This window comes from Luteimonas sp. 100069 (assembly GCF_003813845.1).
Taxonomy (GTDB): domain Bacteria; phylum Pseudomonadota; class Gammaproteobacteria; order Xanthomonadales; family Xanthomonadaceae; genus Luteimonas; species Luteimonas chenhongjianii.
In genome coordinates this window covers 1264417-1290419 of record NZ_RPFN01000001.1, presented here as the reverse complement: position 1 = coordinate 1290419, position 26003 = coordinate 1264417, and the positions used below count along the sequence as shown (strand labels likewise).

The 26003-nt window shown below is 68.3% G+C and carries 17 protein-coding genes; 13 read left to right on the top strand and 4 right to left on the bottom strand.

Annotated elements, in window-relative coordinates; all coding sequences use genetic code 11:
• Positions 1–92: 92 nt before the first annotated feature.
• Entirely contained in the window at positions 93–1400 is a 1308-nt protein-coding gene (locus tag EGK76_RS05700; protein ID WP_096300531.1) for a replication-associated recombination protein A, read from the top strand.
• A gap of 560 nt (positions 1401–1960) precedes the next feature.
• Here the strand turns inward: EGK76_RS05700 and EGK76_RS05695 are convergent.
• A complete protein-coding gene (locus EGK76_RS05695; RefSeq protein WP_123831926.1) occupies positions 1961–2302 on the bottom strand; it encodes a hypothetical protein in 342 nt (113 codons plus the stop codon).
• Positions 2303–2501: 199 nt separating this feature from the next.
• Here EGK76_RS05695 and lexA point away from each other — a divergent pair, with 199 nt between their 5' ends.
• Genes lexA through EGK76_RS05675 form a run of 4 tightly spaced genes read left to right on the top strand, consistent with a single transcriptional unit; the run spans position 2502 to position 8397 of the window.
• A complete protein-coding gene (lexA, locus tag EGK76_RS05690) occupies positions 2502–3101 on the top strand; it encodes a transcriptional repressor LexA (RefSeq protein WP_123831925.1) in 600 nt (199 codons plus the stop codon).
• Between the two features lies 1 nt (position 3102).
• Positions 3103–3720, top strand: coding sequence for a translesion DNA synthesis-associated protein ImuA (imuA, locus tag EGK76_RS05685; RefSeq protein ID WP_123831924.1), 618 nt, complete (start codon positions 3103–3105; stop codon positions 3718–3720).
• A gap of 10 nt (positions 3721–3730) precedes the next feature.
• The gene (locus EGK76_RS05680; protein ID WP_123831923.1) at positions 3731–5152 is read left to right on the top strand and encodes a DNA polymerase Y family protein; all 1422 of its coding nucleotides are present in this window, start codon (positions 3731–3733) and stop codon (positions 5150–5152) included.
• A complete protein-coding gene (locus EGK76_RS05675; protein ID WP_123831922.1) occupies positions 5149–8397 on the top strand; it encodes an error-prone DNA polymerase in 3249 nt (1082 codons plus the stop codon). The genes EGK76_RS05680 and EGK76_RS05675 overlap by 4 nt, the downstream gene beginning before the upstream one ends.
• A 271-nt stretch (positions 8398–8668) precedes the next feature.
• Here EGK76_RS05675 and EGK76_RS05670 read toward each other — a convergent pair whose 3' ends face one another.
• Genes EGK76_RS05670 through EGK76_RS05660 form a run of 3 tightly spaced genes read right to left on the bottom strand, consistent with a single transcriptional unit; the run spans position 8669 to position 12204 of the window.
• Positions 8669–10327, bottom strand: coding sequence for a pseudouridine synthase (locus EGK76_RS05670; RefSeq protein WP_096298405.1), 1659 nt, complete (start codon positions 10325–10327; stop codon positions 8669–8671).
• Positions 10324–11268, bottom strand: coding sequence for an SMC-Scp complex subunit ScpB (scpB, locus tag EGK76_RS15780; RefSeq protein WP_123831921.1), 945 nt, complete (start codon positions 11266–11268; stop codon positions 10324–10326). The genes EGK76_RS05670 and scpB overlap by 4 nt, the downstream gene beginning before the upstream one ends.
• Positions 11269–11295: 27 nt before the next feature.
• Positions 11296–12204 (bottom strand): ScpA family protein, encoded by a 909-nt coding sequence (locus EGK76_RS05660; RefSeq protein ID WP_096298409.1) that lies wholly within the window; start codon positions 12202–12204, stop codon positions 11296–11298.
• A 381-nt stretch (positions 12205–12585) separates the two neighbouring features.
• On the opposite strand from EGK76_RS05660, the gene EGK76_RS05655 reads away from it, so the two are divergent.
• The 8 genes from EGK76_RS05655 to EGK76_RS05620 all read left to right on the top strand — a co-directional run bounded on the left by EGK76_RS05655 (position 12586) and on the right by EGK76_RS05620 (position 25744).
• Entirely contained in the window at positions 12586–12885 is a 300-nt protein-coding gene (locus tag EGK76_RS05655) for a YciI family protein (RefSeq protein ID WP_096298411.1), read from the top strand.
• 139 nt (positions 12886–13024) lie between these two features.
• Positions 13025–14044 (top strand): LacI family DNA-binding transcriptional regulator, encoded by a 1020-nt coding sequence (locus EGK76_RS05650; protein ID WP_123831920.1) that lies wholly within the window; start codon positions 13025–13027, stop codon positions 14042–14044.
• Between the two features lie 296 nt (positions 14045–14340).
• Positions 14341–17328, top strand: coding sequence for a TonB-dependent receptor (locus EGK76_RS05645; protein WP_123831919.1), 2988 nt, complete (start codon positions 14341–14343; stop codon positions 17326–17328).
• Positions 17329–17414: 86 nt separating this feature from the next.
• Entirely contained in the window at positions 17415–19079 is a 1665-nt protein-coding gene (locus EGK76_RS05640) for a glucoamylase family protein (protein WP_123831918.1), read from the top strand.
• 97 nt (positions 19080–19176) lie between these two features.
• Positions 19177–20454, top strand: coding sequence for a sugar ABC transporter substrate-binding protein (locus EGK76_RS05635; RefSeq protein WP_123832076.1), 1278 nt, complete (start codon positions 19177–19179; stop codon positions 20452–20454).
• A complete protein-coding gene (locus EGK76_RS05630; protein ID WP_096298418.1) occupies positions 20444–21322 on the top strand; it encodes a sugar ABC transporter permease in 879 nt (292 codons plus the stop codon). The genes EGK76_RS05635 and EGK76_RS05630 overlap by 11 nt, the downstream gene beginning before the upstream one ends.
• Positions 21319–22170, top strand: a complete 852-nt coding sequence (locus tag EGK76_RS05625) for a carbohydrate ABC transporter permease (RefSeq protein WP_123831917.1) — start codon at positions 21319–21321, stop codon at positions 22168–22170. Before EGK76_RS05630 ends, EGK76_RS05625 begins: the two co-directional genes overlap by 4 nt.
• A 316-nt stretch (positions 22171–22486) precedes the next feature.
• A complete protein-coding gene (locus tag EGK76_RS05620) occupies positions 22487–25744 on the top strand; it encodes a discoidin domain-containing protein (RefSeq protein WP_233580169.1) in 3258 nt (1085 codons plus the stop codon).
• Positions 25745–26003: the final 259 nt, after the last annotated feature.

The following is a 26003-nucleotide window of genomic DNA, read 5'->3' as shown; positions in this document are numbered from 1 at the left end:
CGTTGCAGTGCACCGACAGGTTGAACCGCGTGCCCCGTTCCCGCCCATCCCGCGCCGATACCGGCGATCTGCTGCAGGTCGATCGCAGCGCCATGCGCCCGTTGGCGGAACGCATGCGGCCCGCAACGCTCGACGAGATGGTCGGGCAGCGACGCCTGCTGGCCGAGGGTACGGCGCTGCGCACGGCAGTGGAGGCGGGCAAGGTGCATTCGATGGTGCTGTGGGGGCCGCCGGGCTGCGGCAAGACCACCCTGGCGCTGCTGCTGGCCCATTACGCGGACGCAGAGTTCAAGGCGATTTCGGCGGTGCTGTCCGGCCTGCCCGAAGTGCGCCAGGTGCTGGCCGAAGCTGCGCACCGTTTCGATGGCGGGCGCCGCACGGTGCTGTTCGTCGACGAGGTACATCGCTTCAACAAGACCCAGCAGGATGCGTTCCTGCCGCATATCGAACGCGGCACGATCGTGTTCGTCGGCGCGACCACCGAGAACCCGTCGTTCGAACTGAACTCCGCGCTGCTGTCGCGTTGCCGCGTCCACGTCATGGAATCGGTGTCGCCCGACGACATCCTCCAATCCCTGCACCGCGCCCTGGACGATGCCCAGCGCGGTCTCGGCGATCGCGGGCTGCGGATCGCCGAGGACCTGCTGCGATTGATCGCGGTGGCCGCCGATGGCGATGTGCGCCGGGCGCTGACGCTGCTGGAGATTGCAGCGGAACTGGCGGGCGAGGGCGGGGAAGTGACGGCCGGCACCATCGAGCAGGTGCTGGCCGATCGCACGCGCCGCTTCGACAAGGGCGGCGAGCAGTTCTACGACCAGATCTCGGCCCTGCACAAATGCGTGCGCAGTTCGAATCCAGATGCCGCGCTGTACTGGCTGGCGCGGATGCTCGATGGCGGCTGCGATCCCGGTTATCTCGCACGGCGCATGACGCGCATGGCGGTCGAGGACGTCGGGCTGGCGGATCCGCGCGCCCTGCAGATGGCGATCGATGCCTGGGAAACCTATGACCGCCTCGGCAGTCCCGAGGGCGATCTCGCCCTCGCGCAACTGGTGATCTATCTCGCCAGCACCGCCAAATCCAACGCCGCCTACATGGCCTTCAACCAGGCCAAGCGCGACGTGCGCGAATACGGTACGCAGGACGTACCCATGCACATCCGCAATGCGCCGACCAAACTGATGAAAGAGCTGGGCTACGGCACCGGATACCAGTACGACCATGACGCGGAAGGCGGCATTGCCCTCGACCAGACGGGCTTTCCGGATGCGATGGGCGAGCGGATTTACTATCAGCCCGTCGCGCGTGGCATGGAACTCAAGCTCAAGGACAAGCTCGATGCCCTGCGCGCCGCGCGGGCGGATGCGGTCCGCAATGCGCAGTCCGCTGACGGCGATTGAGCCCACGCCGTTTCCTGACCGGTGGCCCCGAAACAGACCCGCATGGGATCGCGGCGATCGACGATGGCCCGCCGCAATGCCGGCCCGCAGGCTTGGCGGCTGTTCGAGCCTGAGGTGTGCCGATGCGGATGGCCTGTGTGCTGGTGCTGTGGTGGGGCGGGATGTCCGCGACGGATGCCCAATCGGTGTTCAAGTGCGCCGACGCCCGGGGTGGACACAGCTATCAGTCGGAACCCTGTAGCCAGGGCGCGCCCTTGCGGACCTGGACGGCGGACGGGCCGCCTGTGTTGGCGGAGGTGCTTGCCGCATCCAGCCCGGTCTCCCATGCGCCTGTACGGCGGACGCCCGGGGCCGGCGAACGCCGCGGAGTGTCCCCGCGGGTATCCCGCAGCCGTGGCGACGATCAGCAAGCACGCTGCACCGCGGCCCGTGCCAATCGCGAAGCCGTGTTGCACAAGCTCGGCACCCGCCGTCGCTATGACGATCTGCGTCGTCTGAACGATCGGGTCTCGGCGGTCTGCAACCATCGCGGGCAGTGACCGCGTGGCGCCTCATGGATCTCAGGGATTGCAGGGCCGGTTGCTGCCTTCCCAGCCATTGGGCAGGCGGCGGATGATCTGCCCACCAGCACATCGTTCGCCGGCCTCCAGCGGCGTGGCGCGGTAGGCCTCCTGCATGGGCGTGTTCGCGGAGCCTGCGGCGGGCCGTGGGTATTCATAGATCACGCGCTGGGGCACTGGCAGCTGGCGCGGATAGGCGCCCCTGTCGCTGCCGCTGCTGCTGGCGTGCAGCCAGGCGGCATTCGATGCGACAAGCAGCGCCAGCAGCACGATCGTGGCCGCCTGCCAGGCCGAGCGTGTCCATTGGGCGGGCGCCGGAAACAGGAGGCGTTGACGCTGCATGGGAGGTTCCGGTCCGGGACGCGCTGATGCTAGGAGCCGGGCATTGCCCTCGCCAGCTGGGGTCGCGCCCAGGGGGGGGGCTAAGCTGACAGCGGCAGCGGCAGCGGCAGCGGCAGCGGCAGCGGCCGGGCCGGAAGGTCCTGGCCTGCGAGGCGGAATCGATGGCGCCGCGACGGCGCAAGGTGTACAAATGTACACCATGATCAGCCTGTCCCCCCAGCGAGCGGCAATCCTTGAATTCCTGCGTGAACGCATCGCCGCCGGCGCGCCACCGAGCCTGGCGGAGATCGCCGAGGCCTTCGGTTTCGCTTCGCGCAATGCCGCCCAAAAGCATGTGCAGGCCTTGGTTGCCGCCGGCCTCATCGAACTGCAGACCGGCCAGAAGCGCGGCCTGCGGCTGCCGGGGCAGGGCGATCGGATGACGGCGTTGCCGGTGCTGGGGCGGGTCGCGGCAGGCGTGCCGATCGGCGCGGACATCGGCAGCGACCGGGTGCTGTGGCTGGACCGCAGCCTGTTCTCGCTGCGCCCGGATTACCTGCTGCGGGTCGAGGGCGACTCGATGATCGACGACGGCATCCTCGATGGCGATCTGGTTGGGGTGCACCGCAGCCGCGAGGCGCGCGATGGCCAGATCGTGGTTGCGCGGCTGGACGATGCGATCACGATCAAGCGGCTCGAACACCGCCCGGAAGGTGTGCGCCTGTTGCCCCGCAATCGGGCGCATGCACCGATCGTGGTCGCAGCTGATGCGGATTTTTCGATCGAAGGCCTGTACTGCGGCCTGCTGCGGCAGGGCTGAGATGGCCGCGATCCCGCAGACCCTGGACGCCCTGCTGGCCGGACGTACCGTGTGGCCAGCAGGGCGCGGTGCACCCCAGCTCGATGCGGGGCAGCCGACCGGGCATGCCGCACTCGATGCGGTGCTGCCCAGCGGCGGCTGGCCACCACGTGCGCTGACCGAGCTGCTGCTGCCGGCCGAGGGGGTCGGCGAGATCTCGCTGTTGTTCCCCGCGTTGGCGCGCATCACCGCCGCGGGCGGACGGGTGGTGCTGATCGCGCCCCCCTGCATTCCCTATGCGCCGGCCTGGCAGGCGGCCGGGGTGCGGCTGGATGTACTGGATGTCGTCGAGGCGACGCAGGACGAAGCGCTCTGGGCCTTCGAGCAATGCCTGCGCAGCGGCGCCTGCGCTGCGGTGCTGGGGTGGCCGGACACCGGCGATGCCCGGCTGATGCGACGGCTGCAGGTGGCGGCCGACAGTGGCGATTGCCATGCCTTCGCAATCCGCGACCGGCTGCATGCGGCCAATCCCTCGCCGGCCGCGTTGCGCATGGAATTCCTGCCCGAGGTGCAGGCCTGGCAGGTGCGCAAATGTCGCGGCGGACGGATTCCGTCGCAGCCGCTGCGACTGGCGGGCTGATGATCCCGCCATGCTCTGGGCCTGCATTCTCCTGCCGCAGCTGGCGCTCGACGCCGTTCTCCGTCGTCAGCCGGAATCCGACGCGCCGTTCGTCCTGGTCGACGGGCCCGCGCAGTTGCGCCGCCTGCACAGCGTCAATGCCGCGGCTGCCGACCACGGGCTGAAACCCGGCATGCGGCTGTCCGCTGCCCATGCACTGCTGGCCGATGTCCGTACCCAGGCCTACGACCCGCAGGACGAATCGCGCTGGCATCGTTTCCTCGCGGCGTGGGCCTACCGCCACAGCTCGCTGGTCAGCCAGCAATGGCCGCGCGCGATCGTGCTCGAGGTCCAGGCGAGTTTTCGCCTGTTCGGACCCTGGTCGCGGTTCGAACCGCGGCTGCGCGAGGAACTCGCGGCCCAGGGCTTCGGCCATCGCATCGCCTTGGCGCCCACGCCCACCGCCGCGCGCGTGCTGGTCGGGCTGCGCGATGGACTGGCGGTGTGGAAGACCGACGAACTGGCAGTACTGCTCGACCGCACCCCGGTGCGCCGGGCGGCACTGCCCGGCGAGGCCGGCGAGCACCTGTACCGCATGGGCGTGCGCACGCTCGGCGCCCTGCGCGCCTTGCCTACCGCCTCGGTGCAACGGCGTTTCGGCATCGAGGTGCTGTCGCACCTGCGCCGGCTCTATGGCGAGGCCGACGATCCGGTGGCCTGCTACACGCCGCCGGACCATTTCGACATGCGCGTCGAACTCGGCTACGAGGTGGAAGCGCATCCACCGCTGCTGTTTCCGTTGCGCCGGCTGGTCAACGACCTGTGCACTTATCTGTCAGCGCGAGACGGCGGGGTGCAGCGCTTCGTCGTGCGCCTGGAGCACGACGAAGGCCTGACCGATGTCGAGGTCGGTCTGCTCGCGGCCGAACGTTCGCCGGCGATGCTGTTCGAACTTGCGCGCAACCGGCTCGAGCGCACGGCGATCGCGCGGCCGGTGGTCGCGATGCGCCTGCTCGCGCGCGAGTTGCCGCCGTTCGTGCCGGCGGCGCGCGACCTGTTCGACAGCCGGCCGCAGCAGGCGCTGGACTGGCCGCACCTGCGCGAACGCCTGCGCGCCCGGCTCGGCGACGATGCCGTATACCGGGTCGTGCCGGCCGACGATCCTCGCCCGGAACGCGCCTGGGCACGCGTGATCGGCGACTGCAGCGGCCCGGTTCCCGAAGCGCCGGTGCGCCCGGAGCGCCCGGCCTGGCTGTTACCGCAGCCGCTGCCGCTGCGCGACGCCGGCCTGCGCATCCTCTCCGGTCCGGAACGCCTGGAGAGCGGCTGGTGGGACGACGGCGACGCCCGCCGTGACTACTACGTCGTCGAAACCGGCAACGGCCAGCGCGGCTGGGCATTCGTGCCGCCCGGCCGGTTCGATGGCTGGATGCTGCACGGCTGGTTCGCATGAGCTGGGACGATACGACCGACGGGGTCGGCCGCGACACACCGGGGGCGCATGTTCCGCGCGCCCTGCGCGTGGCCTCGCGCCTGCGCGCTGCCGCCAACGACGACGTCGCGCACGATACCGCCGACGATCTGCCCGCCTATGCGGAACTGCATTGTCTGTCGGACTTCTCGTTCCTGCGCGGCGCCTCCAGCGCCGAGCAGTTGTTCGCACGCGCCGTGCAGTGCGGCTACAGCGCACTCGCGATCACCGACGAATGCTCGCTCGCCGGCATCGTGCGCGGGCTCGAGGCCTCGGAGGAAACCGGCCTGAAGCTGATCGTCGGCAGCGAGTTCCGCCTGCTCGACGACACCCGATTCGTATTGCTGGTCGAGACCCGCGCGGGTTACGCGCAGCTGTGCGCGCTGATCACCCGTGGGCGCCGCGCCGGTACCAAGGGCGGTTACCGGCTGTCGCGGACGGATGTCGAAGCCGAATTCCGCGGAAAGACGCCCGGCGTGTTCGCGGTATGGCTACCCGGCGCGGCGCCCGAGGCGGGGCAGGGCGCCTGGCTGCAGGACGTGTTCCCAAAGCGCACGCATCTGGCCGTGGAACTGCACCGCGAATGCGACGACACCGGACGTCTCGCATTGTTGCAGGCGCTTGCGCGCACGCTCGACATGCCCGCGCTCGCCAGTGGGGATGTGCACATGGCGACACGGCGCGAACGCATCCTGCAGGACACGCTGACCGCGATCCGCCACACCACGCCGATCGCCGATTGCGGCGCACACCTGTTCCGCAACGGCGAACGGCATCTGCGTGGCCGGCGCGCACTGGGCAACATCTACGGCCGTGAGCTGATGCAGGCCGCCGCCGATCTCGCGGCGCGCTGCAGCTTCGGCATGCGCGAGCTGCATTACGACTATCCGGTGGAACTGGTGCCCGACGGACATACGCCGGCGAGCTGGCTGCGCGAGCTGACGGAACGGGGCATCCGGATCCGCTGGCCGCAGGGTCCCACCGCCAAGGTGCGCGCACTGATCGAGGACGAACTGAAGTTGATCGCGCGCAAGGGCTATGAAGCGTTCTTCCTGACGGTAGCCGATATCGTCCGCTTCGCCCGCAGCCAGGACATCCTGTGCCAGGGTCGCGGCTCGTCGGCCAATTCCGCGGTCTGCTACGCGCTCGGCATTACCGCGGTCAATCCCGACGAGACCCGCCTGCTGATGGCGCGCTTCCTGTCGGACAACCGCGACGAGCCGCCGGACATCGACGTCGACTTCGAGCACGAACGGCGCGAGGAGGTCATCCAGTACGTCTATGCCAAGTACGGTCGCGAGCGCGCCGCACTGGCGGCCACGGTGATCGCCTATCGCGGCAAGAGCGCGGTGCGTGATGTGGCCAAGGCCTTCGGCCTGCCGCCCGACCATATTGCGCTGCTGGCCAACTGCTACGGATGGGGCAACGGCGAAACGCCGATGGAACAGCGCATCACCGAGGCCGGCTTCGATCTCGACAATCCGCTGATCACGAAGATCCTGGTGATCACCGAGATGCTGCGGGGCCATCCGCGGCACCTGTCGCAGCATGTGGGCGGCTTCGTGATCTCCAACGAACCGCTTTCGCATCTGGTGCCGGTGGAGAACGCGGCAATGGACGGCCGCACCATCATCCAGTGGGACAAGGACGATCTGGAGACGATGAAGCTGCTCAAGGTCGACTGCCTGGCACTTGGCATGCTGACCTGCATCCGCAAGACGCTGGACCTGGTGCGCGGACATCGCGGGCGCGACTTCGAGATCGCGACCTTGCCGACCGAAGACCAGCCGACCTACGAGATGATCCAGATTGCCGACACCGTCGGTGTGTTCCAGATCGAGTCGCGCGCGCAGATGGCGATGCTGCCCAGGCTCAAGCCGAAGGTGTTCTACGACCTGGTGATCGAGGTCGCGATCGTACGCCCCGGCCCGATCCAGGGCGACATGGTGCATCCCTATCTGCGCCGCCGGCAGGGTCACGAAGCGGTCACGTACCCGTCGGAGGGGGTGCGCGAGATCCTCGGTCCGACGCTCGGCGTGCCGCTGTTCCAGGAGCAGGTCATGGAGCTGGTGATCCATGCCGGCTACTCCCATGCGGAAGCCGACCAGCTGCGGCGCTCGATGGCCGCCTGGCGACGCGGCGGCGACATGGAGCCGCATCGTGCGCGGATCCGGCAACTGATGGCCGCAAAGGATTACTCGCCGGAATTCATCGACCAGATCTTCGAACAGATCAAGGGCTTCGGCTCCTACGGGTTCCCACAGAGTCATGCCGCCTCGTTCGCCAAACTGGTCTATGCCAGTTGCTGGCTCAAGCGCCATGAGCCAGCCGCGTTCGCCTGCGGCCTGCTCAATTCGCAGCCGATGGGCTTCTATTCGCCGAGCCAGATCGTGCAGGACGCCCGCCGCGGCAGTGCCCATCGCGCACCGGTCACCGTGTTGCCGGTCGACGTGATGCACAGCGAACACGACTGCACCCTGGTCGGCGGGCGCATCGCGCAAGGGCAGGGCGATGCCGGCATCCAGCCCGACATCCGGCTCGGCCTGCGGATGGTCGCCGGCCTGTCCATGGCCATGGCCGACGCCGTGGTGGCGGCGCGGCGACAGCGGCCCTTTTCCAGTGTGGAGGATCTGTGCCTGCGTGCGCGCCTCGACGAGAAGGCCCGCAGCGTGCTGGCCGAATCCGGCGCCCTGGCGTCTCTGGCCGGTCATCGCAATGCGGCGCGCTGGGCCGTCGCCGGCATCGAGCGGCAGCGGCCGCTGTTGCCGGGCAGTCCGGAGGAAGTGCCGGTGGAACTGCCCAGGCCGCGTGCCGGCGAGGAGATCCTCGCCGATTACCGCAGCACCGGCCTGACCCTGGGGCCGCATCCGATGGCCCTGCTGCGCCCGCGCATGGCCGAACGCCGGATCATCGGCCTGCGCGAGTTGCAGCAGCGCAGGCACGGCAGCGGCGTGCATGTCGCCGGGCTGGTGACCCAGCGGCAGCGACCGGGCACGGCCAAGGGCACGATCTTCGTCACCCTCGAGGACGAGACCGGCATGATCAACGTGATCGTCTGGCCGCATCTGGCGCTGCGCCGCCGCCGGGCCTTGCTGGAATCGCGATTGATGGCGGTGCGCGGACGCTGGGAGCGCGTGGACGGCGTGGCCCACCTGATCGCCGGCGATCTCGAAGACCTCAGCGGCATGCTCGGCGGCATGCAGCTGCCCTCACGGGATTTCCACTGATCCTGCGGCGCCGGTTGGGGCGATGCGATCACCGCGCGCCTGCTCCGTCGCTGTCGCAGTGACGGAGCGCTTGTGGATTCCGCCGGGGGTCGTCCGCCTCGAGTGAAGCACCGCGCTCAAGCGCCGTATGGCAGCAGGCCAGGTCAGCGCCGCGCCAATGCCCCGGTGAGACGGATGCGTCCGATGCATCTGCGCATGTGCGGAGTCCCTCCGGCAGACACGACACGGGGCCCGAAGGCCCCGTGCGTCAGATCATGCAGCAAATGTGCGATCAGCGACCGCCGCCGCGCGGGCCGCGGTTGCCGCCGCCCGGCGGGCGTCCGCCCGGAGCGCGGTTGCCGCCACCGGGGCCGCCCGGGCCGCGACCGCCCGGACCACCGGGACCCTTCGGTCCGCGATTGCCGCCCGGACGCGGGCCGCGCGGCGCGGCGTTGGGATTGAAGCTGCCGGGGTTGGCGTGATCGGACGGGAAGTTCGGCGCGCTGTCGGGATGGCCGTAGGGTGCACGCGGCCGGCCGGGACCACCGCCACCGCCACCACCACCGCCGCCACCGGCTGGCCGGGACGCCCATGGCGCCGGTCCGCCGCCGCCCCGCGGACCACCGCCGCCGGCGCCGCGCGGACCCTGTCCGCCACCGCCCGGACCGCCGGGTCCACGCTTCTTGCCTGCACCGGGACCACCGGCGCCGCCATAGGGCTTCTTGGGGCCGCGGCCGTCGGCATTGCGGTGGCCACTGGGGCCGGTCTCCACGCCATCGGGCACATACCAGGTGCGGAACGCGGCGGGATTGCCTTCGGGCAGGCCGCGCGCACCCTTGTCGGCGCGCTGCTTGAACGGGCGCTGCGACTGCTTGGCCGCGGCGTCGCCCGTGACGGTCAGGCCGCCGTGCGGCTTGCGGGGGCCGCCACGGCCACGGCCGCGGTCCTCGCGCACGTTGTCGAAGCGCCGCAGCTCGCGACCTTCGTCGGCGCCGCTGTTCTGGCCGTTGACATAGGCCTTGCCCGCACCGCCCTTGCCCAGGTGTACGGTCGACTTGGTGGCCTTGCGCTGGCCGATGACCGGCTGCAGCGTCAGTGCCGGCGGCGGGCCTTCCTCGAGCTTGAGCTCCTTGCGCAAGGCCTCGACCTGGGCGTCGGGAAGTTCCTGCGACTGTCCGCGCAACAACGGCTGGGGCAACGTGACATTGCCGTAGCGCACGCGCTTGAGGCGACTGACCTGGCAGCCTTGCGATTCCCACAGGCGGCGCACCTCGCGGTTGCGACCCTCCTTGAGCAGAACCTGGAACCAGTCATGTGAATCGGTGCCGCCGATGCGTTCGATCGCGTCGAACTTAGCCGGGCCGTCCTCCAGCGCAACGCCGCGCTTGAGGCGGTCGACGATCTTGTCAGACACGGTGTCCTCGCCCTCGGGCGCCCGCACGCGGCATACGTACTCGCGCTCGACCTCGTAGGAGGGATGCATCATCGCGTTGGCGAGTTCGCCATCGGTGGTGAGCAGCAGCAGGCCGGTGGTGTTGATGTCGAGGCGGCCGATCGCGATCCAGCGTGCGCCCTTGAGCGCGGGGAGGGCATCGAAAATCGTCGGGCGGCCCTCGGGATCCTCGCGCGTGGTGACCTCGCCTTCGGGCTTGTTGTAGATCAGCACGCGCGCAGGCTCGGTCAGCGCGCTGGCCACGAACACCTTGCCGTCGAGCTCGATGCGGTCGCCGCCCTTGATCGACATGCCGGTCTGGGCGGTTTCGCCGTTGACCTTGACCAGGCCATCGGCGATGCGCTGCTCGAGCGCGCGGCGTGAGCCCAGGCCCGCCTGCGCGAGCACCTTGTGCAGGCGCTCCTCGAGCTTGGGGGCGGCATCGGCGGTCGCGGCTTCACCGCGCTTGAGCGAAAGCGGTGAGCGGGTGGGTTTGTCGGTATTGCGTTGCTGCGTCATGTATGGCTCCGATCGCTGTCGCCGTCTACGGCGAGGGCGTTGTCTTCGTCTGTCGAGGTGTCGTCGCCGGACGTATCGTCCGGCGGGATGGCGTCGGGACCGGCGTCGGCAGTCGTGCCGCCATCGTCCCGTTGAGGGGCTTGAACATCGGTATCGTCGGATACGGCGCTACCGGCATCGGAAATGGAGCCGGCGTCGATATCAGCGTCGTCTTCGCCAGCGGACTCATCTGTGCCGACCGCGCCGGTTTCCTGGTCGGGGTCGGACGGATGTGCGCCCCGTGTATCTGCATCGTCGTCGGTGTCGGTGTCGGTGTCGGCGTCCGCTTCCGCAGTGTCCGACGACCCGATGCCGCCGACCGTGCGGTCGGTCTCGGTATCGGTGCCGGCGAAGCGAAGCTGCGGATCGAGCTCGGCGAAATCCTTGAGCTCCGAGAGCGGCGGCAGATCGTCGAGCCGCCGCAGGCCGAAGTAATCGAGAAAGGCCTTGGTGGTGCCGAGCAGTTCCGGGCGGCCGGGCATGTCGCGGTGGCCGACGACGCGGATCCACTCGCGCTCCTCGAGCGCCTTGATGATGTTGCTGTTGGTCGCCACGCCGCGCACCTGCTCGATCTCGCCGCGGGTGATCGGCTGGCGATAGGCGATCAGCGCCAGGGTTTCCAGCGTGGCACGGGTGTACCTGGTCTGGCGCTCGGTCCACAGCCGAGACACCCAGGCATGCACGTCGCTGCGTACCTGGTAGCGCCAGCCCGAGGCCAGCTCCACCAGTTCCACGCCGCGATCGACGCACGCGGCCTGCAGCTCGACGAGCGCCTGCTTGAGGCTGCCCTCGGGCGCGGGTTCGTCGAGCGTGAACAGCGTCTCGAGCTGCGACAGGCTCAGCGGCTGCGAGGAGGCGAGCAGGGCGGCCTCGACGACGCGATTGATGAAAGTCTGGTCCATCGGATCTCTTGGGATCGAATTCGGCGGTCAGGGCTGGTCGGGTTCGGGCACGTCGTCGTCGAACTCGCTGGAGAACATCGTCGGCGGCGCTGCGCCGTCGGCGTCGGCAAGCGACTTGACGTAGATCGGCGCCAGCGGCGCCTCCTGCACGATGTCGAGCAGGCGTTCCTTGGTCAGCTCGAGGATGGACAGGAACGTCACGACGACGCCCAGCCGGCCTTCCTCGGGTTCGAACAGCGACTCGAAGCGGTGGAAGTGTCCGCCCGCGAGTCGGGTCAGCACTTCGCCCATGCGCTGGCGCACGCTCAGCGCGTCCCGGCGGATCGCGTGGCCGGTGAACAGCTCGGCGCGCTTGAGCACGTCGTGCAGCGCCAGCAGCATCTCGCGCAGATCGACCGGCGGCGGATCGCGGTTGATCGTGCGCTCGGGCAGCATCGCCTGCGCCGGCGCGGTGTCGCGGTCCTGGCGCGGCAACCGGTCGAGATCCTCGGCCGCCTGCTTGAAGCGTTCGTACTCCTGCAGCCGGCGCACGAGCTCGGCGCGCGGGTCGCCTTCCTCGGTTTCGTCCACCGGCGGCCGCGGCAGCAGCATCCGCGATTTGATCTCCGCCAGGATCGCGGCCATCACCAGGTACTCGGCGGCGAGCTCGAAGCGCAGCTCCTGCATCACGCCGATGTAGGCGACGTACTGCCTGGTGATGTCGGCCACCGGGATGTCGAGGATGTCGAGGTTCTGGCGACGGATCAGGTACAGCAGCAGGTCCAGCGGACCCTCGAACGCGTCGAGAATGACTTCCAGCGCATCCGGCGGGATGTAGAGATCCTGCGGGATCTGCAGCACCGGCTGCCCATGCACCAGCGCCAGCGGGAATTCCTGCTGCTGGGGCGAGGCGGCGGCGATGACGGACGCCGGGGCGTCGGATGCGGGTTGGGTCATTCGGTGCGCAACCGCGGCGGGTTGCTCGGGAGCTGGTTCACTGTCGGTGGATCGCAGGCAGGGCTGGCGACGGATCGGCGGGCCGCAGGTGCGGTTCCGGTCGGTAGCGCGGCTCGGGCCGGCGCGGAAACAACGGTGCTGCGGAACATCTTCGTAAACGTCGGTCGGCGCCAATCGCGGTGCGCGTCTGCATGCAGGGCAGGCGAGGGATCGTGAGGGCGTTGGACCGGGCCGGTCGGATGACCGCGTGCGGCAGACCCTGTGCGGGCGCCGGGCGGCGGACTGGCCGATGTGCTGGCGACAAGGGTACGCGGTGCCGGCAGGCACTGTCCAGCCGGCGAGGTCGCTACACTGCGCGCCTCTGCAGATCGGGGTTCATGCATGTGGTACGCAATCGAAGGGTATGACGGGCAGGACGTCCTCGGGCGGCGTGGTGAAGCACGGCCCGCGCACCTCGCGCGCCTGGTCGAACTGCGGGATGCGGGGCGCCTCCTGCTGGCCGGGCCGTGCCCGGCCATCGACAGCGAGGACCCGGGTCCGGCCGGCTTCAGCGGCAGCATCGTGATTGCCGAGTTCGAGTCGCTCGATGCCGCGCGCGCCTGGGCGGACGCCGACCCGTACGTGGCGGCCGGCGTCTACGCGCGGGTGGAGGTGCGGCCGTTCCGCAAGGTGCTGCCCTGATCGCCGCAGGGCGCATGAAATCGGCCTCCCGCTTCGGCGTGCAATGCCGGGAGCGGGGCTCACCACCGGGACTCGTCGGATTTACACCGCTTTCTGAAAGCGCTTACTGTCGGTCCATCAACAGTCCGGAGGAGTCTGCTTGGGCGTCACGATCAAGGATGTAGCCAAGGCCGCGAACGTATCGGTGGCGACCGTGTCGCGGGCCCTCAACGGACATCAGAACGTGGCCGAACCGGTGCGGGAACGGGTGGTCGCGGTCGCCGCGGAGCTCCGCTACAGCCCTCACCATGCGGCCCGCAGCCTAAGCAGTCGCCGCACCCAGACCGTCGGTGTCGTGCTTCCGGACCTGCATGGGGAGTTCTTCTCCGAACTGATGCGCGGGATCGACCAGGTCGCCCGCACCCGCGGCCAGCATCTTCTGGTGTCGAGCTATCACGGTGACCCCGAGGCCCAGGGCGCCGCGCTGCGCGCGATGCGCGGACGCGTCGATGGCCTCCTGCTGATGTCGCCCTATGTCCACGACGCCGATTTCCTTTCGCGCAATGTCGATGCCAGCCTGCCGGTGGTGCTGATGAACGCGGCAGGGCCGGTGGAGAGGCTTTCGATCGGTATCGACAACTACAACGGTGCGCGCGAGATGGTGCAGCACCTTCTCGGGCTGGGCTACCGGCGGATCGCATTCGTCGGTGGCCCGGCGGACAACGACGATGCGCGCGAACGTCTGCGTGGCTACCGCGATGCGCTGGCGGACGCTGATGCAGGGGTGGCGCCGTGGGAATTGCCGGGCAGCTTCGACGAGGCGTCCGGGCATCTCGCCGGACAGACCCTGCTGGCGATGGAAGCGCGGCCCGACGCGGTATTCGCCGCCAACGACACCATGGCCATCGGATGCATCTATGCGCTCGGCCGCGGCGGCGTCCATTCGCCTGCAGAAATCGCCGTGGTCGGGTTCGACGATATTCCGCTTGCACGCTACGTTCACCCTCCGCTAACGACCATGCGCGTCGACATCGCTGAACTCGGTGCGCGCGCGCTACGGGCGCTGCTCGACCCGGATGGTTCCCCACCTGCGGGCAATGCCTCGCGCGGCTTGCAGCCGGTGCTGGTGGTCCGGGAATCGTGCGGAACGCGGGCGCTCGGGGGACCGCCCGTCGTCTGAGACTGGAAGCATGTATGCCCTGGGAGGGGTCGGGATGAAAATCGACGCGGCTGACAGCCCGGGTGCGCCCGGCAGCGGACGCAGCCGTATGCACGGCCTTGCGTTCAATCACGCGCCTCGCGCGTCCGCGTGTCGCGGCCGACTTCGCCGACATCGCATCCGGTCCTGCGCCGCCACGGCCAATTCCTTCACACACTGACTCACCTGCATCCGGACGGGGCGGGGCGGCGTTGCAGGGGGCGACGCAGACTCACCGGCCGGCATTCCCCGCGACACTCTCAACGAGCGAAAACACCATGACGCCAACCCCTGTGCGCTTCCGTCCCCTGTCGCGATCGCTGTTGAGCATCGCCCTTGCCGGTTGCATGGCAGTTGCCGCGCCGGCAGCGCTGGCCCAGTCCACCGCTGCAACCATCCGCGGCCAGGTAATGGTCGACTCCGCTCCGGCCACCGAAGCGCGTGTCACCGCCACCAATACCGCCACCGGCCTCACCCGCAGCGTCGGGGTCGGCGCCAGCGGCAGCTATACGCTGGCGGGCCTGCCGCCGGGCACCTATCGCCTGCAGGTCGAAGCTGGCGGACAGTCTGCTTCGCAGACAGTCACCGTCGCGGTCGGCCAGACCGCCACGCTCGACCTCGGGGTGGGCGGACTCGCCGAGAACGCGACCGCCGGTGAAGCGACCGATATGGCGACCGTGCAGGTCACCGCGGCTGCCGTCGAACCCCGGACCTCGGAAGTCGCCACCTACATCTCGCGCAAGCAGATCGAATCGCTGCCCCAGGGCACGCGCAACTTCCTGGCGTTCGCCGATACCGTGCCGGGCATGCTGTTCCAGCAGGACGGCAACGGAAACACCAAGCTGCGTTCGGGCGGTCAGTCGGCCAACGCCATCAACATCTTCATCGATGGTATCGGGCAGAAGAGCTACACGCTGCCCGGCGGCGTGCCGGGGCAGGACACCAGTCGCGGCAACCCCTTCCCGCAGTCGGCGATCGGCGAATACAAGGTCATCACTTCGAACTACAAGGCCGAGTACGACCAGGTCAGCAGCGCGGCGATCGTCGCGGCAACGCGCAGCGGGACCAACGAGTTCGAAGGCGGCTTCTTCTGGGACCGCACCGGCTCGGACTGGCGGGCGAGGACGCCGGCCGAAGAGCGCAGCGGCGAGAAGGTCGATTCCAAGGAGGAGCAGTACGGCGTCTCCTTCGGCGGACCGCTGCTCCAGGACCGGCTGCATTTCTTCGCGGCCTACGAGGCCAAGGAATACGTCACGCCGAAGACGCTCGAACTGGGTGCGCCGAGCCGCTACGACGTGTCGGCCGTGCCGCCGGATCTGCTCGCCGGGCTCGGAGCCGCCAACTCGCCGTTCAAGCAGGATCTGTTTTTCGGCAAGCTGAGCTGGTCGGTCAACGACTACAACCTGGTCGAGCTGTCGGCGCAGGTCCGGGACGAGGAGGAGACCATCCGCAACGATGGCGCGTTCACCCGCGACCGTGCCAGCAACATCAAGAACGAGGTCGCCCGTTACGACCTGCGCTGGCAGTACAGCGGTGAGCGCTGGCTCAACGATCTGCATGTCACCTACGAGGACACCTCGTGGAGCCCGCAGCCCCTGATCGGCGGCAACGGCTATGTGCTGACCGTCTCCGATCTCGGCACGCCCGGTGAGCGCAGCAACACCCAGACGGTGGTCAGCGCCGGCGCGGGCTCGAACAACCAGGACAAGGGCCAGAAAGGCTATTCGATCCAGAACGACCTGAGCTTCACCGGCTGGGAAGGCCACAACCTGAAGATGGGCGTGAAGTTCAAGCAGGTCGACGTCAATGCGACCGAGCGCAACTTCTCGAACCCGCAGTTCTACTACGACATCGACCTCAGCACGGTGCAGCCGTACCGGGTGGAGTTCGGCCAGGGCATCCCCGGCACCTCGCAGGGGTTCACCACGTCGGACAACAAGCAGTTCGGCATCTACGTGCAGGACGACTGGAACGTCAACGACCGGCTGACGCTGAACCTGGGCGTGCGCTGGGATTACGAGACCACCCCTGCCTACGAGGACCATGTCACGCCTGCGGATCTGGCGGAAAGCATGCGCGCGTGGCCGAACTGGCAGAACTCGGACATCGACATCGAGAACTACATCAGCACCGGCAACAACCGGGACGCCTACCAGGGCGCCTGGCAGCCGCGACTGGGTTTTTCGTATGACTTCGGCGCCGACCAGCGGCACGTGCTGTTCGGCGGCGCCGGCCGGTCCTACGACCGCAACCTGTTCGACTCGCTGCAGAAGGAGCAGCAGACCATCTCGTATGCGGCGCCGTACCGGGTGAACTTCGTCGACGCCGACGGCGTCTGCCGCAATGCCAGCGGCTGCCTGCCGTGGGATCCGGCGTACCTGCAGCCCGGGGGCACCGACGCCCTGTCGGGCCTCGCGACCCGCGAGTACTACGTCATCAACAACGATCTGAAGGTGCCGTACTCCGACCAGTTCAGTCTCGGCTTCCGCAAGGCATGGGAATTCGGCGAGACCGTCTGGAACAGCGAGATCGCGGTGGCGCATATCCGCAGCCAGGACGGTGTCGCGATCCGTCTCGCCAACCGTCGCCCGGACGGCAGTTTCTTCCCGCCGGGCGCGCAGTGGGGCACGCCCTGGGACTTCGATCCGCCGTTCGGCCGTCTGATCCTGGTCGACAACGCCCTCGAGACCAGGACCAACACCGTGCTTGCCAAGATGGACAAGCCCTACACCAACAGTTCGGGCTGGGGGGTGACGCTGGCCTATACCTACACCGATGCCAAGCGCAATTCGGCCGAAGAGGGTGCCGCCGCGTTCGAATACCCGGATGTGACCTACTACGGCTGGCTGCCGGTTGCCCCCGTTCCCAGGCACCGGCTGGTCGGCACTGCAATCTGGGATGGCCCGGGCGGCATCACCTGGTCGGGCAAGGTCGTCCTGGAGAGCATGAAGAACCGGATCGGGACCAACTGCCTGTCCGATCGCCTCCCGGGCGACGGCGACTGCTTCATCGACAGCTACCGGCCGGACGGCTCGGTCGGCCTGTTCCAGCTGGATCTCGCAGCGGCCAAGGTGTGGCATCCCTCCGACGACATCAGCTTCCGTGTGCGCGCGGACGTGCTGAACGTGACCGACCGGCGCAACTGGAACGCCTATGACGACTGGTGGGGCTCGGACGGCGTCGCCAATGCCAACTGGGGCACTCACTCCGATGGCATCCAGCTGCCGACCCGCACATTCAAACTGTCGTTCGGCATCGACTGGTAAGCGAGTCCCGCTGCCGGTCCCTTTCCGGGGGCCGGCAGTTTTATACTGGTAACTGAAAACGATTTCAGCGCGAGGTTCCTGTTCCGATGCAATTCCGTCTGCGTGCGATCCAAAGCCTGCTTCTCGTCGCGCTTGCCGCATTGTTGCTGGCCGGCTGCGGCAAGCAGGAGCCCGCCGAGCCGGCGGTGCCGCCGCCCAAGCCGGGACCGATCGACCAGGTGCCGGAGCCCGAGCCGGTCGTGGAGGCGCAGCAGGGGCCGCCCGAGCTGCCACCGTTGTTTGCCGATATCGAGCGCCGCACGTTCCAGTACTTCTGGGACACCACCAACGAGGTCAACGGCCTCACGCCGGACCGTTTTCCGTCGCGGCCGTTCTCCAGCGTGGCAGCGGTGGGTTACGCGCTCACCGCCTATCCGATCGGCATCGAACGCGGCTGGGTGAGCCGCACCCAGGCAGTGGATCGCACGCTGACCACGCTGCGCTTCTTCCGCAACGTCAAGATGGGCCCCCAGGCGAGCGGCACGGGCGGCCACCAGGGGTTCTTCTACCACTTCGTCGACATGGACAACGGCCACCGGTTCGCCCCATGGGTGGAGCTGTCGAGCGTGGATACCGGCCTGATGATGATGGGCGTGCTGTTCGCGCAGTCGTATTTCGACCGTGACGATCCGCGCGAAGTCGAGATCCGCGAACTCGCCGACCGGCTGTACCGCAACGTGCGCTGGCCGTTCCTGCAGCAGCGCAAGCCGTTGATCTCGATGGGCTGGTATCCCGAGAGCGGCTTCATCGAGCACGACTGGACCGGCTATGACGAAGCGATGCTGGTCTACATCCTGGCGCTGGGGTCGCCGACGCATTCCATCGCACCGGAAGCCTGGGAAGTGTGGACGCGGACCTACGACCGCTCCTGGGGCGTGTTCCGCGGCCAGGAGTACCTGAGTTTCGCGCCGCATTTCGGGCACCAGTACACGCATGTCTGGGTGGATTTCCGCGGTATCCGCGACGACTACATGCGTCGCCGCGGCATCGACTACTTCGAGAACAGCCGCCGCGCGACCTACGCCCAGCGTCAGTACGCCATGGACAACCCGATGGGCTGGAAGGACTACGGTGAGAACGTCTGGGGCCTCACCGCCAGCGACGGGCCGCAGCGTACCGACCAGGACTTCAACGGCGAGCAGCGCGAGTTCCGCCATTACAGTGCCCGCGGCGCCGGCCTCGATGTCGCATTCGACGACGGCACGATCGCGCCGACCGCTGCCGTGGCCTCGGTGGCGTTCGCCCCCGAAATCGTGATCCCGGCCACCGAGGAGCTGCACCGCCGCTACGGCGACTATCTGTATTCGAGCTATGGCTTCCTCGACGCGTTCAACCCCAGCTTCAGCTACGAGGACGTGCCGCTGAAGACGGGGCGCATCGTGCCGGGCAAGGGCTGGGTGGCCAGCGACTACATCGCGATCGACCAGGGCCCGATCCTGGCGATGATCGCGAACTACCGGAACGACTTTGTCTGGAATGTGATGAAGCGCAACCCCTACATCCGCGCCGGACTGGAGCGGGCCGGCTTCACCGGCGGCTGGCTGGCCGGGGAAGACGAGCCCAAGGACTCGGGCCCGCCCGATGCCGAGGCTGCGACGGCGCGTTCGATCGGCATCGCCGAATCGCGCAGCACAAGCCGGGGTGCGGACCGGAATGGACCGGCACCGGCGCCTGCACCCGCGCGCGCCTCCGAGCCGGTGCCGGCGGAGTAGGCGAGTGCAAGCACCGGCCCGGGGTCTGCCGGCTTGGCGCGTCCTTGCGACGCGCCTGGGTTGCCTGCTGCTCTCGCTGCTGGTGCTCGCCGCCTGCATGCCGCGCGACGAACGCACCGTGGTGCGCTTCTGGGCGATGGGTCGTGAGGCGGAGGTGGTCTCGGAACTGGTACGGGAGTTCGAGCGCGAGCATCCGGACATCCGCGTGCAGATCCAGCAGATTCCCTGGACGTCGGCGCACGAGAAGCTGCTGACCGCTTTCGCAGCCGACGCGCTGCCCGACATCTGCCAGCTCGGTAATACCTGGGTGCCGGAATTCGCGGTGCTCGGCGCGCTGGAGCCGCTGCAGTCGCGTGTCGATGCGTCCGAGGTCATCGACGAATCCGACTATTTCCCTGGCATCTGGCACACCAACGTCATCGACGACACGCTGCTCGGTGTGCCGTGGTATGTCGATACGCGGCTGATCTTCTACCGCAAGGACATCCTGGCGGCGGCGGGCGTGGACACGCTGCCACGCACCTGGCAGGAGTGGGAGGCGGCGATGGTGGCGGTGAAGGCCCATGTCGGGCCGGATCGCTATGCCGTGATGCTGCCGCTCAACGAGTTCGAACAGCTGCTTTCGTTCGGCCTGCAGCAGGACGACCCGCTGCTGCGCGACGACGAGAGTCGCGGCAATTTCTCCAGCCCGGGCTTCACTCGCGCCCTGGCCTTCTACACCAACATGTTCGAACAGGGCTGGGCGCCGCGGATGTCGGAGACCCAGATCTCCAATGTCTGGGACGAGTTCGGCCGCGGCTTCTTCTCGTTCTACGTGTCCGGTCCCTGGAACATCCGCGAGTTCCGCAACCGCATGCCGGCCGAACTGCAGGACCAGTGGGGGACCGCGCCGCTCCCCGGGCCGGATGGCCCGGGTGCCGGCATCGCCGGTGGCACCTCGCTGGTGATGTTCCGCGACTCGCCGAACAAGGAAGCGAGCTGGAAGCTGATGGAGTTTCTCTCCCGGCCGGAGATACAGCAGCGCTTCCACGCGATGATCGGCAACCTGCCGCCGCGCCGCAGCACCTGGGAGTTCCCGCAGCTGCGCGAGGATCCGTATGCGCAGGCATTCCGCGACCAGCTCGAGCGGGTCAAGCCCACACCGAAGGTGCTGGAGTGGGAACGGATCGTGCAGGAGATGCGGCTGATGAGCGAGCGCGTGGTGCGCGGTGGCATGGCGCAGCAGCAGGCACTGCGCGAGCTCGATGCGCGCGTGGACGCGCTGCTCGAGAAGCGGCGCTGGGTACGCGAGCGGGAAGTGGACGAGGGCAGCGCCATCGGCCTGCCCGGCAGGCCGCAGTCCAGCACCGATCGGGGAGCCGCCGATGCGCGCTAGTACCGCAGGCTGGATCTTCGCCGGGCCGGCGTTGATCGTGCTCGGCATCTTCTTCGGCATCCCGGTGGTCTCGGCCCTGCTGCTGAGCCTGACCGACTTCGATCTCTACGCGCTGTCGGACATGTCGAACCTGCGGTTCGTCGCGCTCGGCAACTATCTCGAGCTTCTGCAGACGCCGCTGTTCTGGAAGTCGCTCGGCAACACCGCCTACTTCGTCGTCATCGGCGTGCCGTTGTCGATCGCCGTGTCGCTCGGCGCCGCGCTGCTGCTCAACGCAAAGGCTGCGCGCTTCAAGGGCCTGTTCCGCACGGCGCTGTTCGCGCCGGTGGTGACCACGCTGGTGGCCGTGGCTGTCATCTGGCGCTACCTGTTCCATACCAGCTACGGACTGGTGAACTGGGCGCTGGGCCATATCGGCATCGCGCCGGTGGACTGGCTGGGCGATCCCACCTGGGCGATGCCGACGATCATCCTCTTCGCGGTGTGGAAGAACTTCGGCTACAACATGGTGATCTTCATCGCGGGCCTCGCCGCGATCCCCGAAGACCTCTACGAAGCCGCGCGCATCGACGGCGCGTCGCGCTGGAAGCAGTTCGTGCACGTCACCCTGCCGATGCTCGGGCCGGTGCTGCTGGTGGTCGCGGTGATCACCGTATCGGGCTACTTCCAGTTGTTCGCCGAGCCCTATGTGATGACCCGCGGCGATCCGCTGCAGAGCACGGTCAGCGTGCTGTACTTCATGTACGAGGAAGGCTTCATGTGGTGGAACCTCGGCCGCGCGTCGGCGGTGGCATTCCTGCTGTTCCTGATCATCCTCGGCGTCACCACGTTGCTGTTGCGCTTCGGACGCAGGCGGGAGCTGGTATGAGCCGGATTGCGGCCCATCGCGAAGTCGGCGCGACGCGCTGGTCGGCCTGGGCGGTCAACGGTGCCCTGGTCGCGCTGGCAGTCGTGGCGCTGGCGCCACTGCTGTGGATGTTGTCGGTGTCCTTCATGCCGACCGGCGAGGCCAGCGGCTTTCCGCCGCCGCTGCTGCCGTCGGCGATCACGTTCGACAACTACCAGGAGCTGTTCGCGCGCGCCGGCATGGGGCGTTACTTCGCCAATAGCCTGATGATCTCGGCGGCGATCACGGCCGGCGCGCTGCTGGTCAACACGATGGCAGGCTATGCCTTCGCCAAGCTGCGCTTCAGGGGCCGCGAGCGCCTGTTCCAGCTCCTGCTCGCGGCGCTGGTGGTCCCGGCCCAGGTGGCGATGCTGCCACTGTTTCTGATGATGAAGGGCATGGGTCTGGTCAACAGCTTCGGCGCCGTGATCATTCCGGCGTTGGCGACGGTGTTCGGCATCTTCCTCGTGCGCCAGTACGCGCGCTCGATCCCCGACGAACTGCTCGAGGCCGCGCGCATCGATGGCGCCGGCGAGATGCGGATCTTCTTCCAGATCGTGTTGCCGATGCTCAAGCCGGTGCTGGTGACCCTGACCATCTTTACCTTCATGGCCGCCTGGAACGACTTCATGTGGCCGCTGATCGTGCTGACCGACCAGACCAACTACACGCTGCCGGTGGCCCTGGCTGCGCTGTCGCGCGAACACATCCAGGATGTCGAGATGATGATGGCCGGAGCCGTGGTCACCGTGATTCCGGTGCTGCTGCTGTTCCTCGCGCTGCAGCGCTACTACATCCAGGGCCTGTTGCTCGGCAGCGTGAAGGGGTGATCCGAAGCGCGTGCCCACCCATGTTCGCGCGTCTGCGACGACCGGCCACGGATGGAAGCACGGGGCCATCCGCAGGGGGGACCGCCGCGGCAGTGCTGGCAGGCTTCAACACGCGGCGTCGGATCGATCCGCGCACTGACGCGATCATCCCAGGGGCCGGCGATCGCTGGCCGGGTCGTATCGCCGGCAGCCGTGCAGTAGCGCCATCGCCGGCTGAAGCAACTTCTGGTGATGCGTTCCCAAGCGCATTCGGAGCGACGTCGACCCGCGCCTGCAGATCAACCGCAATCGTCGAACCACGGAGCCACCGTACCGCATGAAGATTCTCGACACCCGCGCCGCGCGCGCGCCTGCCGACACCGACATGACCCCGGCCGAGCCGACTACCGTGCCGTTCGAACCGTTCCGCTGCGCTCGCGCGGCCGGCATTGCCGCGCTCGCGCTCGCATTGGCGGCCTGCAACGTGTCGTCGACGCCGACCGGCAGTACTGCGGCGCCTGCGGCCGGTGGCGACGTCCGCATCCTCGACGACTTCGACGACCCGTCGGCATGGACCGTCGTGACCTCGAACCAGGTCACCGGCAGCCTGCGCGAGGTCGATGTCGACGGCGCCAGCGCACTGTGCCTGGACTACGACTACAACGGTGTGTCCGGATACGTCGGCATCCAGCGCAAGTTGCCGATGGACTATCCGGACAACTACCGCTTCGCCTTCCGCATGCGCGGACAATCGCCATCGAACGATCTGCAGTTCAAGCTGATCGATGCCAGCGGCGACAACGTCTGGTGGGTCAATCGCCCGAAGTACGACTTCCCGGCCGACTGGACCGAGGTCCGCTACCGCAAGCGCCATATCGACAAGGCCTGGGGCCCGGAGCCGGACAAGACCTTGCGCGCCAGCGACAAGCTCGAGTTCACGATCTACAACAACGCAGGCGGCAAGGGCACGGTGTGCTTCGATCAGCTGACGTTCGAAGCGCTGCCCCCCGATGACACCTCGCCGCTGACCGCCACCGCCGCGTCGACCACGACGCCGGACGGGGTCGGCAAGGTGGTCGACGGCGACGCGGCCAGTGCCTGGGTGACGGGCGCGGCGCCGCAGAACCTGGTGCTCGACCTCGGCTCGCTGCGCGAGTTCGGTGGCCTTCGCCTGCAGTGGCTGCCGGAGCGGCATGCGTCGGACTATGCGGTCTCGCTGTCGGCTGACGGCGAGCAGTGGCGCGAGGTCCGCGTGGTGACGCAGGGCAACGGCGGCATCGACTGGCTGGCGCTGCCCGAAGCGGAGGCGCGCTACATCGGCCTCGACCTGCGTGACGGACCGGGCCATGGCTTCGCACTGGCCGATGTGACGGTGCAACCACTGGCGATGTCCGAGCATCCCAACGAGGTGCTCGAGGCCGTCGCCGCCGACGCCCCGAAGGGGCATTTCCCGCGCGGCTTCAGTGGAGAGCAGGCGTACTGGACCATCCTCGGGCTCGATGGTGGCCTGCAGCAGGGTCTGATCAACGAGGACGGCGCGATCGAGGTCGCCGCCGGTGGTTTCTCGATCGAGCCTTTCGTGCGCATCGGCGAAACGCTGGTGAGCTGGGCGGACGTGACGGTCGCGCAATCGCTGCAGGACGACTACCTGCCGATTCCCAGCGTCGACTGGACCCACGACGCGCTTGCGCTGCGGGTGACCGGTTTCGCCCACGGCACGCCGCAGGATTCGCAGCTGGTCGCACGTTACCGTCTCGGCAACCCTGGCAGCGAGACGCGCGACTACCAGCTGGCGCTCGCAGTGCGGCCGATGCAGGTCAATCCGCCGACCCAGTTCCTCAACATCACGGGCGGCGTCAGCCCGCTGCGCCAGCTCGGCGTCACCGCCGATGGCGTGCGCGTCGACGGCAGGCGGCGCGTGTTCGCGCGTCAACCGGCGCAGGCCGCGTTCGCGACCACGTTCGACGCCGGCATGGCGGTCGAACACCTGGCAGCCGGCACCTGGCCGACGACGACCGAAGTCGACGATCCGCAGGCCATGGCCTCCGGCGCGCTGGTCTATACCGTGCGCCTGGCGCCGGGCGAATCGCGCGACTTCGATCTGCTGATTCCGATGACCGGCGAGATGGCGGGTGCGCCTGCGAACTGGGACGCGCAGTCGATGCAGGACGCGACCGCGCAGGCGTGGCGCGGCAAGCTCGATGCCGTGGGCTTCGAAGTGCCCGCCGCGGGCAAGGCGCTGGCCGACACGCTGCGCACCTCGCTCGCCCACATGCTGATCTCGCGGATCGGCCCGCGACTGCAACCGGGCACGCGCTCGTACGCGCGCAGCTGGATCCGCGACGGCGCGATGATCTCCGAGGGCCTGCTGCGCATGGGCCGGCCAGAAGTCGTCAGGGAATATGTGGAGTGGTATGCGCCCTACCAGTTCGAGAACGGCAAGGTGCCGTGCTGCGTCGATGATCGCGGCAGTGATCCGGTGCCGGAGAACGACAGCCACGGCGAGCTGATCTTCAACATCGCCGAATACTGGCGCTACACCGGCGATGACGCCTTCCTGGGGAAGATGTGGCCGCACGTGCTGGGTGCGTACACCTATATGGAAGAACTGCGCGCCAGCGAACGCACCGAGGAGAATCGCAAGCTCAACGCGGCCTTCTACGGGATGATGCCGGCCTCGATCAGCCACGAAGGCTATTCGGCCAAGCCGATGCATTCGTACTGGGACAATTTCTGGGCGCTGCGTGGCTACAAGGACGCGGTGGCGATCGCCGAGGCGCTGGGCAAGCCCGATGACGCCAGGCGCATGGCGGCGGCGCGCGACGAGTTCCGCGTGGATCTGGACGCGTCCCTGCGCAGCGCCGCCGAGCAGCACGGCATCGATTTCCTGCCGGGCGCGGCCGAGCTTGGTGATTTCGATGCCACCTCGACCACGATCGCACTCGCGCCCGGCGGCGAGCAGGGCCGCCTGCCCGAACCGCTGCTGACCAACACCTTCGAGCATTACTGGACCAGGTTCACCGATCGTCGCGACGGCCGTGAGCCATGGAAGGACTACACGCCCTACGAGTGGCGCAATGTCGCCGCATTCGTGCGGCTGGGCTGGCGCGAGCGCGCCAACGAGGCGCGCGAGTGGTTCTTCGGCCATCGCGCGCCGCTCGCCTGGAACCAGTGGGGCGAGGTGGTGACGCCGACGCCGCGTACGCCGTTCTTCCTCGGGGACCTGCCGCATGCCTGGGTGGGTTCCGACTTCGTGCGCTCGGCGCTCGACATGTTTGCCTACGTGCGCGAAATTGACGACAGCCTGGTGCTGGCCGCCGGTGTGCCGGCCGACTGGTTGAACGAGGGTGTGGCGCTGCGCGGCATGCGCACGCCGCAGGGCACGGTGGGGTATTCGCTGCGCCGTGATGGCGATGCACTGCTGCTCGACATCGCAGCCGGCAGCGGCCTGCCCGAGGGCGGTCTGGTGCTGCAATGGCCCTACGAAAGCGTGCCCGGCGTGACGACGATCGACGGGCAGGTGGCGCAGTGGGAGGGAAATGAATTGCGGATCACCCGCGCGGGCGCGAAGGTGCGGATCGTGGGCGCGGACTGACCGACGACACCCTGTGGACGCAGGTGTTCGCAGGCACTTGCCGCAGGCGCGCAACGGGCATTCCGGGCGAGGCCCGTTGCGCGCCGGCGGACACATTTAGAGGCAAGCGCAGTTCGATGGAGCAGGACGTCGATGCACATGCGGGCGTTGCTGACCGGCAAGCCGCATTCGCGCATGATGCGACGGGTTCGCAGCCGGGGAGGGGCGTTACCATGTCACCTGGCGCGCGCCGCGCTGCCGGTCGCGGTGATGAGCCCGA